This is a genomic window from Paenibacillus sp. 1_12, assembly GCF_900114475.1.
GTDB lineage: Bacteria > Bacillota > Bacilli > Paenibacillales > NBRC-103111 > Paenibacillus_S.
This window is the reverse complement of the sequence record NZ_FOTE01000009.1, coordinates 96,796-111,015: the sequence shown is the minus strand read 5'-3', so window position 1 is coordinate 111,015 and position 14,220 is coordinate 96,796. Positions and strand designations below refer to the sequence as shown.

Genomic DNA, 14,220 nt, shown 5'->3' with positions numbered 1-14,220 from the left:
GAATGAAATCCAATCGAGTAGGGCTAACGAATGCAGACAAAATTTTTTATATCCTGAACGACTTGATCCTATTGGTTGCGTTGCTGGTTGTGCTGTATCCGCTCATTTATATTTTCAGTGCTTCATTCAGTGACAGGCTGGCTGTAGTATCCGGCAAAGTGTTTTTATGGCCTGTTAATTTCTCTTTTGAAGGCTACACGGCGATACTAAAGGACCCGAGAATACTTCCCTCTTATGCGAACACGATATTTTATACGGTTGTGGGAACCAGCATCAATGTCGTCCTTACGATTATGGCTGCCTATCCCTTATCCAGAAGGACAATGGTAGGACGAAATCTCATTATGTATGCGTTCGCGTTTACGATGATTTTTCATGGTGGTTTGATTCCGAACTACCTCTTGATTAAGCAGCTGGGGATGATCGATACGAGGTGGGCCTTGATCATTCCGGGTGCGCTCGCTGTCTGGAATATGATTATCGCCCGTACCTTCTTCCAATCGACGATCAGTCATGAACTTTTTGAAGCCGCTTCCATGGACGGGTGCTCGCACCTGAGATTTTTGTGGAGTATCGTGCTGCCCTTGTCCAAAGCGATTATCGCGGTACTGGTACTCTTTTATGGAGTGTCCCACTGGAATGCTTACTTTAATGCTTTTATTTACTTGAAGACCAAGGAGCTTTTTCCTTTACAAATCATTCTGCGGGATATTCTGATTCAAAACGAGGTGGACCCGGCTTCGATCACAGACCCGGAATCAATGACCAAAAAGCAAGGATTAGCCGACCTGCTCAAATATTCCATTATCATTGTAGCGAGCTTGCCTGTGTGGCTAGTGTACCCGTTTGTGCAAAAGCATTTTGTCAAAGGCGTGATGATTGGATCGATCAAAGGATAAAACGGTTGTACATCGGCCCTTAATGTGCGTGATCAGAAGGAGGCTTGCAAACAACCTCTTACAGATGGCATTAACGTTGTAGGCCGATTTGATTGTATACAAATAGATAGGTTGGAAGGGTACAAAAATCGAAGGGAGAATGTGTATGCGAGGAAAGATGTATAACCGGGTTGTCGTTAGCCTTCTGTGTATGGCAATAGTGTTAAGTGCGTGTACTTCAGAGAAACCGGCAGATACGGCAAAGAAAGAATCGACGAACACGAACTTATCGGCTGCAGGGGTACTGCCTATTTCCAAAGAAAAGGTGACGGTCACGATAACCGTACCTTCGAGCCCGACCGTCTTATCCTGGGAGTATGGAAAAAATGAGCTGACTACATGGCTGGAAGATCAGACAAACGTTCATATTAAGTGGAATTTTTATCCCGTAGCCGATGCCAAAACGAAGCTGAATCTGGAGCTTTCTTCGGGGGGTGACCTCGGAGATCTGATCATGGGCAACTTTGCACTGGATAACTCATCTCTTGCGACTTACGGGTCACAAGGAATTATTCGGAAAATGGAAGATCTGATAGACAAGCATGGTTCCAATATAAAAAAGATGTATACCGAATACCCCAACATCAAGCAGGCGACCTCGGCTCCGGACGGACATATTTATGGACTCCCTCAGGTGGGCATATGCTATAACTGCGACCGTGCTATGCGGTTCTGGGTCAATAAATCGTTCTTGAAAAGCTTGAACATGACCGTGCCGACAACGACGGATGAGCTGTACCAATATTTGAAGGCCGCCAAGGAAAAAGACCCGAATGGCAATGGCAAGAAGGATGAGATCGGAATCGTCGGTTCCAAAACGAGTTGGTTCGCTAAGGCAGATCAATTTATTATGAACGCGTTCACCTATCAGGACGCCAATGGTTTGTATGTGAAGGATGATAAAGTCATCGCTGCATATACGACTCCTGCGTGGAGAGATGGCATTCGATATCTGAATAAGCTCTCTAAGGAAGGTTTGATCGATCAGACCTCGTTCACTAACGATGAGGCGCAGTTGAAGCAAATTGTCGAGCTGAACAATGGCAATAATGTAGCTGCGGTTCCGAGTGGCGGCCCTCATGCCTTTGCGGCCAATGATGCAACGAGATTGAATTATGAGATTGTGCCTCCTTTAAAAGGACCAAACGGGTTCCAAACGTCATATTTCAATGAGTTTGGAGTTGTCGGATCTTATCAGTTCGCCATTCCGGCCAATGGCAAAAATGCCGATGTTGTCATGAAATTGGTCGACTTCATGTATTCAAAGGAAGCATATTTACGAAGCCGTTACGGTGTAGAGGGTGTGAATTGGGAAGTGCCGAAGGGTACTCTTGCGGCCAATGGCGAGCCGGCCAAATTCAAGCTCGTAGGCAAGGATCTGTGGCAGGAGCCGCAAAATACGCATTGGCAGGGAGCTAACTCGACGTGGCCGCCATTCGGATCGGATTCAAGAGAAGTGCTGCCTGATGGCAAATTCGATTTGGAAAAGGTGCTGTACAGCGCAGCCAAGCTATACGACAAGACATCTGGCAAGGTTTCGGTGCCAAAGTTCTTCTTTGAGCCAAAAACGGCAACCCGATTTAACGAATTGAAGACTGAGATTTCTAAAAAGCTGGAAGCAGATATCGCTGATTTTATCGTTGGCAACCGGGACATTGAGAAGGATTGGGATAAGTTCCAGGCGGAGCTTAAAAACATGGGGAATGATGAATATATTTCCATTATGCAAAAAGAATATGACGCCAAATGGAAGGGCAGCAAGAAATAAGAAAGGCAGCTGAAACATCATAAAGCAGCGGGGAAAGGTGCTATTTTTCCCCGTTGTCCATTTAGAAGGAGATGAGCCTATTGGTGCTATTATCGGATACAACCATCAGCTCTACAGTACGTTCGATGAAAATCGGGATGCAGGGAGGTTTTTATCCCGTTCCCAAAGATGTAGGAGAGGATCATACAGCCGAATGGCTGCTGCATAGATCGGCGGAGCTCGGATGCACCGTGCTGCAGGCTCGACATCTTCCCCAAGACAGAGCTTTATTGGAAGCATTGGGAAAACTATCTGAATCCCTTGGCATTGAGCTGGAGACATCTGTTCCCGGCGTATTTCAATTGGCGGGTGTGGGCGCAGACCATGAGGCTAAAACGCAATTTATGAAGGCTATTGAAAACGCAAAGCTTATGAATATGCCTGTCGTTCGAACCGGATACGGACGATTGAAAATAACGAGCAGCCGTTATAATCGCAGTTTATCTATTCATGATCATATCGAGTCGCTGCTCCCATCCTTAAAGGAAGCGGCTGCTATCGCAAAGGATGCGGATATTTTACTGGCGGTGGAAAATCATTGTGATTTTACGGGTCGTGAAATGGCCCATCTATTCGATAAGGTCGATTCCCCTCATGTCGGCGCTGCGCTCGATACCGCGAATGGGTTTACGGTATTTTGCGATCCGAATGAAGATATTGAAGCGTTGGCACCTTATGCTTTTACTACGCACATGAAGGACATGGTTGTGGTCGATTCTCCGATAAGAGGTTATATCCCGTTTACGGCGTTTGGCTGTGCTTTTGGTGAAGGGCATGTTGATTTGCCGAGAGCCGTTCAGCTGTTAGCCGAGCGCAGCCCGCGTTCCCATGGCTTGCACTTGATCATAGAGCCCGGTTGGATGAGGTGGGATCCAGAACGGGATGTCAGTCTGCAGGAAGCTGAATTTTATGCACAGAGCGTAGCTTATTTGAAAGATATTCAAAATCAATCAGGGAGAGGGTAAGCAGATGAAAAATGTTCTGGTAACAGGTGGAAGCGGGAGACTGGCACGATATGTCATTGAATATTTAGTGGAGCGGGATTACCGGGTCACCGGCTTTGATTGTGTGGCGCCGAATGTGTCTGATTATCCGAAGGGTGTACAGTTTGTCAAAGGCGATTTGACAACCCTAGAGGATTGTATGCGCGCGATATCTTTATCCCAAGCAGAAGCGATCATCCATTTGGCTGCGATTCCTTATGATACTGAGCTTCATCCGGGTCAGTCGCGAATTCAAAACTTGCCCGAGGACGAATGTATGAAGGTCAATACGATGGGTACGTATTACCTGATGGATGCCGCACGCAGATTCAAGCATGTAAAAACCGTTGCTTTTGCCTCGTCATACTATGCTCTGGGCATGGGACGGAGGCTCAGCGGGACTCCTTTCCAGGTCGATTATTTGCCTATTGATGAGGAGCACCCGAATCGTCCTGAGGATTCGTATGCGTTGTCTAAGGTGTTCGGGGAAGAAATATTGCGTGCATACGGCAAAGCGTATGGAATTCGAGCGGTCGCTTTTCGCCTGCAAGGAATTGATTGGCCTTCTCGTAAGGATGATTACAAATACGGCATTACGTTGGAAGCAAGGCCGAATCATATCGGTGGTCCAATAGGTACCACCTATCAATATGTGGACCCGCGTGATGCGGCGCAAGCCTTTACGTTAGCTATAGAGGCGGAGCATCTGGAGATGTTCGAGGCCTTTTATTTACTTACCGACAGTCGTCATGTAGAGGATACCAAGGATGTGGTTGCCAAGGTTTGGCCGGATCTGGTCGGATTGGCGACCCATTTGGAAGGGACGGAAGGACTCATTACGGCCCAAAAGCTGCGTACGAAGCTTGGCTACAAGCCGCAGTTCTCTTGGCGCAACCCAACGGATCATGAATAGAGAGGATGGAAATTTAATGGACAAACAGATACGTTTTGGACACACGGCCATTACTTGGGCCAATGAAGATATCGCATCGGCTGTTCCTGCAATCGCAGCTTGCGGTTATTGGGGGACGGAGACGTTTGGCTGGGTGCTGGAGGAGTGGGAGGCTGCCCATCGAGATCTATTGGAAATATTCGAGCGTAATCAGCTTCAACTGACTTCCTTGTACTGTCATTTGGATATATTAAATCCGGATACTCGTAGAGATGAAATCGACAAGGTGCTGGAATGGGTAGAGCTGTACAAGAAATATAATGGTCCTGCCGTTATCATCGGAGGTAAAATGCTTAATCGGCAAGCCTTCTCCTTAACAGAGCATCTTCCACAGATGATCTCGACATTAAATGAGCTGGCCGAGCGGATCACAGATAAGGGGATGCTGTGCTGCTTTCATCCGCACACAGGCACGCCTGTAGAAACCGAGGAGGAAATTCACCGAGTAATGGAAGCTGTGGATAGACGCGTTGTCAGCTTTGCGCCTGATCTTGGTCAAATTGCCAAGGGAGGCTCCGATCCTCTGACTATCATTAAAGCCTACCATGAGCTGATACAGATTGTTCATGTAAAGGATTATAGCGGAGGCCCTGTCGAACAGGATGCCCAAGGCAGGGAAGTGGATACGACCGGATTTCTGGGATACACCCCTTTGGGGGAAGGAACGGTGGACATTAAGGGGATCCTGAACTATTTGGAGGAGATCGAATACAAAGGCTACGCTCATGTAGAATTAGACGGAAACCAATGGAGCCAGACCCGCAAAGGACAGCCGATGTATCCCTCCCTAGAAGCTATCCAAATTAGCAAAAAATATTTGCAGCAGCTGGGTTATAATAATTTTAAAGCCTAAGCCTAAGCTGGAATAGCAGCAGGTGTAAGTGTTTTGCTTGCTATAGCATAGCTTACTTGATGCCGGGTGAATATGAGTGGAGGGGCCAAATGATCTTGGAGTAGCGTAAGCACCATCACGGATGGATATTTGGTCGTGCAGCATGGACTTATTCACTGGACCTCTCGGTGTATAAGTCCGTGTTATTAAACAATAAGGCGGTGAAGCAGCTTGGTTAATTCGGCAAGACCGCAAACGAGTGATTTTACATTGGAGGAATATTTTGCCAAGGATGTTCAAACCAATCTGCATCTATTCAGCATGCATGTTCGCCATGTCAAAGGAACGTGGTTTTTTCCATCGCACGAGCATTTTCAATATGAAATCAATTACTTGATAGAAGGTTGTCAGGAGTTTACAATAAATGGTAATACATATAATCAACAAGCGGGTGACATGTTGTTGATTCAGCCCGGTGAGGTACACTTTAATCGATCAGGCAACGAAAAGGAATTTACTTATTTTTGCCTGCATTTTCAGATCGATGACGGTCAACTACTGCCTGTGCTTAACGGCTCCAATCAAACCTATTATCCTTGTGACTCCTCCATGACCAGCAAAGTGCTGCCCCATCTGAATCGCCTTATCGAGTTTTCCAAAAAGAACGTTTCACTGCAAGTAAGCGACCGTATGTTCATGCTCTCCGAGCTGTTTCAATTGTTTGGGACGATAGCCGATGAATTAACCTCGGAGAAAGAAAGACAAATTGATCCGAAAATGAATGAGCAGCTTGCTTTCCATATTGCCGAAAAAATCGAGAATCTTGTAAAAAATACGCACATTCATGGGCCTGTCGATGAGGATCGAATAGGAATAGATGATATTGCGGCAGAGCTTGGTATCAGTCCCACCTATTGCAACCGAATTTTTAAAAAGCGCTATCAGATCTCTCCGCGTCAATATTTGTCTTCCTTGATGCTTCAAAAAGCCAAACATCTCCTGATGCAAAAGGAGCTTTCTATTGACCATGTCGCCGAGCTGATCGGCTATCGGGAGCTTGCTCATTTCAGTAGGCAATTCAAGCGTTGGACAGGTTCATCGCCAGCCTGCTACAGAAAATCGATTACGGAGTAGGCAAGGATGAAAGCTTAATTCTCATAATTATATTTCGGAAATGAGCCTGAAATCGTAGTATACTAATAAAAGGTTCAACAGCCGAAGTAAACGATGAATGGGATGAGCATAACGAACATGAGTGAAATAGCAATGAAAAATCGGGCAGAATTAGAATCTGGCAAGCCGATCATGACAAGAGCACTTATTCTTTTAATGGCTGTGGCATGCGGATTGTCTGTAGCTAATCTGTACTACAATCAACCGCTGCTTGCAGATATTGGCCGCACCTTCCACGCCACGGCGCGGGAAGTCGGAAGCGTTTCCATGCTTACGCAAATTGGCTATGCAATAGGCATGTTTTTATTCGTGCCGCTCGGCGATATGAAGGAGCGGCGCGGGCTGATTGTGATGATTCTTCTTGCCGAAATGGTTGCGCTTATCGGAGTTGCATCTTCACAATCGATCCTATGGATCAATATTGCAAGCCTGGCTGTTGGTTTTACAGCCGTCACTACGCAGATCATCATTCCGCTTGCAGCACATTTGGCTCCTCCCGCAGAGCGTGGGAAAGTTATCGGAACTGTCATGAGTGGACTGCTGATAGGGATTCTGCTGGCAAGAACGGTATCCGGTGTGGTAGGCGGATTTATGGGTTGGCGTTCCATGTACGTGATTGCCGCGGCTCTTATGCTGATTCTGGCCATTGTGCTATGGAAGGTGCTGCCCAAAGCCGAGCCGCAGGTTTCCCTTACCTATCGGCAGCTGATGAGATCGATTACAGAGCTAATCCGGACACAGCCTGTCTTGCGTGAGGCTTCTCTGCTTGGGGCTTTAATGTTTGGCGGCTTTAGTGTGTTCTGGACGGCGCTTGCTTTTTATGTAGAAGGGAGCCCCTATCATTATGGCAGTGAGATCGCGGGCTTATTCGGTCTGGTAGGCGTATTGGGTGCTGCTATTGCTCCAGCTGCAGGCCGATTAACCGACCGTTTCAGTGCAGTAGGAATGGTAGGTATATTTATTGCGTTGGCTTTATTGTCCTATCTTTCCTTCTGGATAGTAGGCTCATATCTGTGGGGTTTGATTTTGGGTGTGATATTACTTGATCTGGGTGTTCAAGGTTCCCAGATTTCGAATCAAGCGAGAATCTATGCTTTAGTCCCAGAGGCAAGAAGTCGGATTAACACCGTATTCATGGTCAGTACATTTATTGGCGGCTCCATAGGCTCAGCGCTTGGCAGTTATGCATGGAGTATCGGGGAATGGAATGGGGTCTGCGCTGCAGGAGGTTGCATGGTTGGAGCCGGTGCTGTTGTATGGGCTGTTCAGCGTATGAAGAGAAATTCCGTTAGAAAGGCTTGATCCTCCGAAATTTCAAAGTTATTATAGGGTAGGTGTATCTGCAAAAATTTGGGAGGCTGAATGAATGAGAGAAGCTTTTATGTTTGACACGATGGATAAATATCGGGACCGCCTGCTGCAATTGGTAGATAAATGTCCGGTAGAGCAGCGCACTGTGGTACCAACGGGGTTTAACAACTCGATCTTGTGGCAAATCGGTCATATTCTAACCATTACGGAAGGCCTGGTATTTGGATTTGCTGGCGAAGCTACCCAGATTCCTGCGGAGTACCGTGCTTTTTTCGGACCTGGTACGAAGCCTGCTGATTGGACGGAGGATCCACCGACGTGGGAAGCGATTGTTGAGCAACTGAAGCAGCAGCCACATCGGATACGTGAGGTGTTCGCAGGAAGATTGCAAACTCCGATTAAAGAAAACTTTGCCAAAGCTGACAATGTAGAAGAGATTTTAATGAACAATCTGCTTCATGATAACAACCATGCGGGAACGATCAGTGCTATGCTTAAGGTGCTGGTTTAAGTGAGTTAGGGATGGTAGAAAAGCTGGTAGCAGCCTGAACTATTAACATTCAAAATCATTAATTTGGCCTTGTCTAATATATTTGACGAGGCCATTAATTTCCTTGCGAACTCGTTTGGTGCCAATTTCATGCAGCCACCAATTGTCAGCACGGGTTACCTGGTCATCTACACTGCATATGGAGTACTCGATCCAATGCGGCATATACGTTTGAAGGGTGAGCAGGCACCGTCTCATATGATAATTGGTCGTTACGACCAGCAGTCTTTTGATCCTATGAAGTCCGATCGCCCGATCCAGCACGAATAAAGCGGCTAATACATTTTCCTTGGTATGCTTGGAGCGGGTTTCGATGATAATATCCTTTTCAGATACACCGGCCTGAATGGCGCTGCTTTTCATCGTCCTTGCTTCGGGTGTGTTGAATACGCCGCCTGTGAACAGGATTTTATTTGCCCGACCTTGCTTGTACAGCTCAACAGCTTTGGGGACCCGATAGGTGACGGCATTGCGGCTTCCGAATACGAAAATGCAATCACCTTGTTTTCCGTCATCGTCCATATTATTGTACAGCAGTTTATGTATTTGTTCCTTGGTCATCCGATCCGTATGGATTTGCGAGGCAAGCATGGCCGACCCTCCCTATATGTGTTCTGTAAGCCACCCTGATATAGGATCGCCCCATTTTTTAATTACCCAGATTGTTCCACATTTATCCGCTTTGGCCATATTTTTTTCGATAACAATCGGATTCAATCCTTTTTTCTGGCATGCGCATATTGAGCAAATGAAAAAACGTCTAGCCCCCGTTTCCAGAAGGTTAGACGTTTTTTTCGTTTGCAGCCTTTATCGTAATCGGAATCACTTAATCATCTAAAGCATCACTGCGCTGGAACAGCATCAGCGGCATTTTGAACACAAATGCAACCACGATAACAATTCCGATGATCATGCCAATGACGACAATCACACTGCTTAGTGACAATCCGCCGATTCCCGTAATCACGTTGGCGATATTACAACCGGGTGCAATCCGCGAGGAAACCCCCATCAGCAAGCCGCCGCCAATGGCAAAAGGAAGCCGCGACGCTCTTGGAATACGGAATTTGAAGCTGCCGCTCAATAGTGATGCAACAAATGAGCCGATCACCAGAAAAATAACGAGTGTTTCCTCAGGACCTAGTCCGATCTTCGGGAAATCAGCAAATAACGCATTCAGATACGTATTGTTAAATACAAAATCGTCACCGAACAGCTGCGCAAGTGCAACAGCTCCGATTCTTGTTTCAGGTCCGGTAATACTGACATTGGACATCAATACGAATTGAATGGTAGCTACCACTCCGATCAGGAATGCGACCAACCGGATATCCCAGTGGGACTGCTTCAAAGGGCTTCTTTCCCAATCTGTCAAGGACGACTTGATGCCGCCAACAAAACCTTTCAACCCAAAGCGGTAAATCGCTATAGCCACCATAACGGCTACGATCACAACAGGAAGCACATAATAAGGCAAAGGCCAAGAGAATAGCGTATACCCGTTTTCCAATACGGTAAGAGGTTTAAGCGCATCACGCGCCCAAGGATCGTAAATGAATGCGAACAGCAGATTGCCGGCTATTGCAAACAACAGCACGATCCAGAATTGAATGTAGCCCATGCCGCAGCGGTACAATGTTCCTGAACCACAGCCGCCGGCAATTGTCATACCGATTCCAAACAAAATGCCGCCAAGCAGGTTAGCGCCGCCAAGCGGTACGGTCCAGATGTCGGACACGCTTTTAATATCAAGCGTCAGCACGAGTCCCCAGCCTAGTAAAGCCGTTGCAATTAGTACAAGTACGCCATTAAGGATTCGGGTATCTTTGACGCTGATCCAGTCACGAATCGAGGCCACAAAGCAGAAATCCGCCTTTTGCAGCAGAAACCCGTACAGAAATCCAAAGATAGCTGCCATTAAAAAGACATCCCAAGTATAAGCCATGATGTGGACCTTCCTAACCTATTAATAAATTCAGAGCCTAAGCTGGATGAAGCAAGAGTAGAGCGGCTGAGGTATTCAGCTGCGTCGGCAATGCTAATGTGAGGAATACGGTTCACCCCAATGGTATGCATTGAGATTGCCGTATTCAGGAGCATAGCTAACGCCAAGATGAACATTTCAGCCGCCTAAGAACTCTCTCATCATGCTGCTTAAGCTTTTTTGATAAAAATGTGATAATTTCCGCCTTTTTTAGCGACACCAAGGAATTCACCGTATTTATTCATTTTTACAGCTGCCGGAATCGTTTTAGTTGCAATCGAATGATCGGTTATCTCAACGACAATTTCCCCGGACTTGGCTTTTTTCAAGCCAGCCAGTGCTAGATTTAAGGTATGAGGGCATACTTCGCCGATGGCATCGACAATATGATCCGGTTTGATTTCAAGTAATTGCTGCTCGTTCAAGCTCATTATCCACGCTTCCTTTCCAATTGCTCAGGTTTGAAATTTTCAATGATATCCTCGGCAGGTCCGAAAGCAATATCGTGTCCCTGCTGCTCCCAATTCAGCATGCCACCCAAGTGGTTATGCACACGCTCAAAGCCGTTATTACCAAAAAATTTGGCAACCTCATAGCTTCGGCGGCCGCTACGGCAGACGAATACATACTCCTTGCTCGGATCAAGACGATCCATCAGGTCGGCGATTTCGCCCATTGGAATTAAAGGAAGTCCGTCAATATGACCTGCTTCGTACTCTTCTGGCTCACGAACATCAATGATAATAATAGGGCTGCTTGTGTCGGATACTATATCCTGCAGCTCCTGTGAGCTAATATGAGATACACCTTCAATAATTTGTGCCATGGAGTTGTCTCCTTTCTATTTTACAACAGTTGTATCTGCGGCATTGCCCCATTCTGCAAATGCACCTTCATAAGGGCGAACATCGGTATAACCCAGCAGGCGAAGCGTAAAGTAAGTATGCGCGCCACGGATGTTGGTTTGGCAATAAGGAATGACAGTTTTGCTCTTATCCTTGTCGACACCGGTTTGCTCGAATGCTTTAGTCAAGTCCAGATAGCTTTTAAATACAGGTACGCCGTCCTTGGCGTTAGCATCGATGGCATCGCTCCACTCCCGATTGATTGCCTTATCAATATGGCCGCCTTTTTGGTTGCCACGCAGGTCATCTCCGGAGTATTCCTTGGCAGAGCGGACATCAAGCAGCGTGCACTGCTGAATATCCAATGCTTTTAGTTGCTCCTTTGTAGTAATTAGCTTATCATTAGGTGCGGCTGTGAAATTACCCTTTGCTGGTGCAGCAGGTGTGTCGGTCGATACTTCCTTGGAGGCAGCAGCCCAAGCAGCATAACCGCCATTTAATATTTTAACATGATCTTTGAGTCCATAATACTCCAATGCGTAAAAAACACGGGCAGCATTCAAGGAATTGCCTTCATCGTATATGAGCACGGTTGTGTCGCTGCTTACACCGAGATTTTGAAACAGCTCAGTAAATTTATCTTTAGCTACAATGGAGTTGTTCGCGGCATCTTTCAATAGACCGGAATTTAGCGAAAGCGCGCCTGGAATATGACCTTGCTCATAGCCTTTGGCACGAGCATCTAGTATTTTTACTTTAGCATCCTTCAGATGCTCCTCAGTCCATTTTACATCAGCCAACAGCTGTGCATTCGGATATGGATCTGTTGCCTTAATGGAAGCAGAGGTTGCAGCTTCTGGCTTCGCGGCCGCGGTAGTTGCTGGTGTGCTGGCTGCGGGCTTGGCGGCATCCTTACTTCCGCATGCAGCGGATACAATGGCTAAGGCTAATAAAGTAATCATAACGACCGGTTTTTTCATTTTTAATTTCCCCCCATGATGAAATGAATTGTTGATTTTAAAGCTTTACTTCCTGTATAATAGCACTAATTCCGATATAAATACAATGATTTATTTATGTATAAATTGTCCAAGTTGTGAGGAGAGCCTGCAATGATACACTCAAAAAAGATGATGATTTTCGCTATTGCCATGTCTGTCTTATTAAGCGGCTGTGCGATGGAGACCAAAGAGGAGGCGGCACAGCGCCTTCAAACCAAAACTGGAGCCGGTGGCGAGTCCGTGAATACCGAACAATCCGCGGCCGGTAAATTAACGAGCGTTCAATTTTATGTGCCTAGTGAAAAAACCAACAGCCTGTCGGTGATCGATGTGGTATCGAGCAAGGTGGTCGGCAAGATTCCTCTCTCAGAGGCACCATCAACCGTTATTTTTTCTTCGACTATGCGTGAAGCCTATGCCGCGAATATGAACAGCAGCACGATTTCCTTCATTAATACACAAACGCTGAAGGTTACGAAAGAAGTTCCGGTCGGTCCAATGCCGCACGGCATGGTGCTGTCGCCGGACAATAAAATGCTGTATGTGGCAGCAGTCGCTGATCAATTTATTTATTTGGTCGATACGAAGGAAGGCAAGGAAGCCGGAATGATTGATTTGGGAGCAGGCGCCAAAACCAATTATCTAGTGCTGTTCGGCGACAAGCTGTACGTGAGTGATCATGAAAATCATAAAGTATATGTCGTTAATATCAAAACCAAGCAGCTTCAGCAGACGATTCCGACTGGAAAAGTGCCGCGCGCGATAAAGGTCAGCGATGACGGGAAAAAGCTGTACGTTCCGAGCGCAGGCGATAACACACTGGAGATCTACAATACTGCTGACGGCAAACAGCTGAGCAAAATTAGTGTGGCCCCAGGAGCGACAGATGTTGTGGTTACCGACGACGGATTAACCGCTGTGGTTACCAGCATGGAGGGGAATGCGGTCAGCTTTGTTGATTTATCAAGCGGTAAGGTCATCAAATCGCTAACTGGCTTGTCCGGCGCTAGACATATCTCCTTTAATCGTCAGCAAACCAAGGCATATGTGACGTTAAGCGGCTCAGATGAGGTTGTGGTTATAGATACCGCCAAGCAGGAGGTCGTGGAGCATATTAAAGTCGGGGCGCAGCCGCACGGAATTCAGCTAAAAGCGCTGCCGGGTATCGGAGGAAGCTGCTAGTTATGAAGCGTAACTGGATCATTATGGGTGTCATCCTGGTTTTAGCTGGATTCGCTGTGTTTCAGGCAGTGAAAACCCAGCAGAATAAGGCCGCAGTGCCGGAGGGAGTTGGTCCTCAGCCTGGTCTGGCTGCACCGGCGCTGGAGCTGCCTGCCTTTGACGGACAGACCTATAAAGTGGGAGGCAAGCGGGATAAGCCTCTGCTCTTGAACTTCTGGGCCTCTTGGTGCACACCTTGTCGTGATGAGGCTCCCGATTTAACTCGCTTGTATAATCAATACAAGGACCGCTTTGATGTGTATGCTGTGAATGTCACGGTTCAGGATGAGGTCGCCAATGCGCGGGATATGGTCAAGGAATTTGATTTTAAATTTCCGGTGCTGCTGGATTACCAGGGAAGAAGCATGGACGCTTATCAATATAAGGCGATTCCAACCAACTATCTGATTGACAAGGATGGAACCGTGCTGGAAGTGCTACATGTCATCGAGCCGAAGTATTTGGAGAAAAGAATTATTGAACTGAGTAAGTAAACTTGTGATTCTGCCCCGAAATGAAGCCAACTAGATCCGTGGTTTCACTTCGGGGCTTCTTGCGTTCTGAAGAGCCCTATATAAGATGAACTAAACATCATGACAGCAAAGAGGCGCTGCGAAAGCAGA

Annotated in this window: 15 protein-coding genes; 10 read left to right on the top strand and 5 right to left on the bottom strand. The window is 46.7% G+C overall.

Going from position 1 to position 14,220, the window contains the following annotated elements:
• Positions 1–2: 2 nt before the first annotated feature.
• The 8 genes from BM210_RS20060 (at position 3) to BM210_RS20025 (ending at position 8,507) form a co-directional block, all read left to right on the top strand.
• A complete protein-coding gene (locus tag BM210_RS20060) occupies positions 3–899 on the top strand; it encodes a carbohydrate ABC transporter permease (RefSeq protein ID WP_091172666.1) in 897 nt (298 codons plus the stop codon).
• A 145-nt stretch (positions 900–1,044) separates the two neighbouring features.
• The gene (locus BM210_RS20055) at positions 1,045–2,706 is read left to right on the top strand and encodes an extracellular solute-binding protein (protein WP_218184951.1); all 1,662 of its coding nucleotides are present in this window, start codon (positions 1,045–1,047) and stop codon (positions 2,704–2,706) included.
• An 83-nt stretch (positions 2,707–2,789) separates the two neighbouring features.
• Positions 2,790–3,710, top strand: a complete 921-nt coding sequence (locus BM210_RS20050) for a sugar phosphate isomerase/epimerase family protein (protein ID WP_256223877.1) — start codon at positions 2,790–2,792, stop codon at positions 3,708–3,710.
• Between the two features lie 4 nt (positions 3,711–3,714).
• Positions 3,715–4,641, top strand: coding sequence for an NAD-dependent epimerase/dehydratase family protein (locus BM210_RS20045; RefSeq protein WP_091172661.1), 927 nt, complete (start codon positions 3,715–3,717; stop codon positions 4,639–4,641).
• Between the two features lie 16 nt (positions 4,642–4,657).
• On the top strand, positions 4,658–5,533 hold the full coding sequence (locus BM210_RS20040; protein ID WP_177237910.1) for a sugar phosphate isomerase/epimerase family protein: 876 nt from the start codon (positions 4,658–4,660) through the stop codon (positions 5,531–5,533).
• Positions 5,534–5,743: 210 nt separating this feature from the next.
• Positions 5,744–6,646: an AraC family transcriptional regulator gene (locus BM210_RS20035; RefSeq protein ID WP_091172658.1), complete on the top strand. Its 903-nt coding sequence runs from the start codon at positions 5,744–5,746 to the stop codon at positions 6,644–6,646.
• A 117-nt stretch (positions 6,647–6,763) separates the two neighbouring features.
• The gene (locus tag BM210_RS20030) at positions 6,764–7,987 is read left to right on the top strand and encodes an MFS transporter (RefSeq protein ID WP_218184950.1); all 1,224 of its coding nucleotides are present in this window, start codon (positions 6,764–6,766) and stop codon (positions 7,985–7,987) included.
• Between the two features lie 64 nt (positions 7,988–8,051).
• Positions 8,052–8,507, top strand: a complete 456-nt coding sequence (locus tag BM210_RS20025; RefSeq protein ID WP_091172656.1) for a DinB family protein — start codon at positions 8,052–8,054, stop codon at positions 8,505–8,507.
• Positions 8,508–8,549: 42 nt separating this feature from the next.
• Here the strand turns inward: BM210_RS20025 and BM210_RS20020 are convergent, their stop codons facing one another.
• The 5 genes from BM210_RS20020 to BM210_RS20000 form a co-directional block, all read right to left on the bottom strand.
• Positions 8,550–9,137 (bottom strand): YdcF family protein, encoded by a 588-nt coding sequence (locus BM210_RS20020; RefSeq protein ID WP_091172654.1) that lies wholly within the window; start codon positions 9,135–9,137, stop codon positions 8,550–8,552.
• 235 nt (positions 9,138–9,372) lie between these two features.
• On the bottom strand, positions 9,373–10,491 hold the full coding sequence (locus tag BM210_RS20015; RefSeq protein ID WP_091172652.1) for a YeeE/YedE family protein: 1,119 nt from the start codon (positions 10,489–10,491) through the stop codon (positions 9,373–9,375).
• A gap of 209 nt (positions 10,492–10,700) precedes the next feature.
• Positions 10,701–10,961 carry a sulfurtransferase TusA family protein gene (locus BM210_RS20010; protein WP_076231163.1) on the bottom strand — a complete coding sequence of 87 codons (261 nt, stop codon included), beginning with the start codon at positions 10,959–10,961 and terminating at the stop codon, positions 10,701–10,703.
• Complete coding sequence (locus BM210_RS20005) at positions 10,961–11,356, bottom strand: rhodanese-like domain-containing protein (RefSeq protein ID WP_091172650.1); 396 nt, start codon at positions 11,354–11,356, stop codon at positions 10,961–10,963. Before BM210_RS20005 ends, BM210_RS20010 begins: the two co-directional genes overlap by 1 nt.
• Positions 11,357–11,371: 15 nt before the next feature.
• Positions 11,372–12,355, bottom strand: a complete 984-nt coding sequence (locus BM210_RS20000; RefSeq protein WP_256223847.1) for a sulfurtransferase — start codon at positions 12,353–12,355, stop codon at positions 11,372–11,374.
• A 132-nt stretch (positions 12,356–12,487) separates the two neighbouring features.
• Between BM210_RS20000 and BM210_RS19995 the strand changes: the two genes are divergently transcribed.
• Positions 12,488–13,558 carry a YVTN family beta-propeller repeat protein gene (locus BM210_RS19995; protein ID WP_091172649.1) on the top strand — a complete coding sequence of 357 codons (1,071 nt, stop codon included), beginning with the start codon at positions 12,488–12,490 and terminating at the stop codon, positions 13,556–13,558.
• A 2-nt stretch (positions 13,559–13,560) separates the two neighbouring features.
• Positions 13,561–14,091 (top strand): TlpA family protein disulfide reductase, encoded by a 531-nt coding sequence (locus BM210_RS19990; RefSeq protein WP_091172647.1) that lies wholly within the window; start codon positions 13,561–13,563, stop codon positions 14,089–14,091.
• Positions 14,092–14,220: the final 129 nt, after the last annotated feature.

Bases quoted from the DNA above. Each gene is read 5' to 3' on its own strand.
- BM210_RS20060 (WP_091172666.1), top strand. From the start codon at position 3: ATGAAATCCAATCGAGTAGGGCTAACGAATGCAGACAAAATTTTTTAT.
- BM210_RS20025 (WP_091172656.1), top strand. From the start codon at position 8,052: ATGAGAGAAGCTTTTATGTTTGACACGATGGATAAATATCGGGACCGC.
- BM210_RS20005 (WP_091172650.1), bottom strand. From the start codon at position 11,356: ATGGCACAAATTATTGAAGGTGTATCTCATATTAGCTCACAGGAGCTG.
- BM210_RS20010 (WP_076231163.1), bottom strand. From the start codon at position 10,961: ATGAGCTTGAACGAGCAGCAATTACTTGAAATCAAACCGGATCATATT.
- BM210_RS20045 (WP_091172661.1), top strand. From the start codon at position 3,715: ATGAAAAATGTTCTGGTAACAGGTGGAAGCGGGAGACTGGCACGATAT.
- BM210_RS19995 (WP_091172649.1), top strand. From the start codon at position 12,488: ATGATACACTCAAAAAAGATGATGATTTTCGCTATTGCCATGTCTGTC.
- BM210_RS19990 (WP_091172647.1), top strand. From the start codon at position 13,561: ATGAAGCGTAACTGGATCATTATGGGTGTCATCCTGGTTTTAGCTGGA.
- BM210_RS20030 (WP_218184950.1), top strand. From the start codon at position 6,764: ATGAGTGAAATAGCAATGAAAAATCGGGCAGAATTAGAATCTGGCAAG.
- BM210_RS20040 (WP_177237910.1), top strand. From the start codon at position 4,658: ATGGACAAACAGATACGTTTTGGACACACGGCCATTACTTGGGCCAAT.
- BM210_RS20000 (WP_256223847.1), bottom strand. From the start codon at position 12,355: ATGAAAAAACCGGTCGTTATGATTACTTTATTAGCCTTAGCCATTGTA.
- BM210_RS20055 (WP_218184951.1), top strand. From the start codon at position 1,045: ATGCGAGGAAAGATGTATAACCGGGTTGTCGTTAGCCTTCTGTGTATG.
- BM210_RS20020 (WP_091172654.1), bottom strand. From the start codon at position 9,137: ATGCTTGCCTCGCAAATCCATACGGATCGGATGACCAAGGAACAAATA.
- BM210_RS20015 (WP_091172652.1), bottom strand. From the start codon at position 10,491: ATGGCTTATACTTGGGATGTCTTTTTAATGGCAGCTATCTTTGGATTT.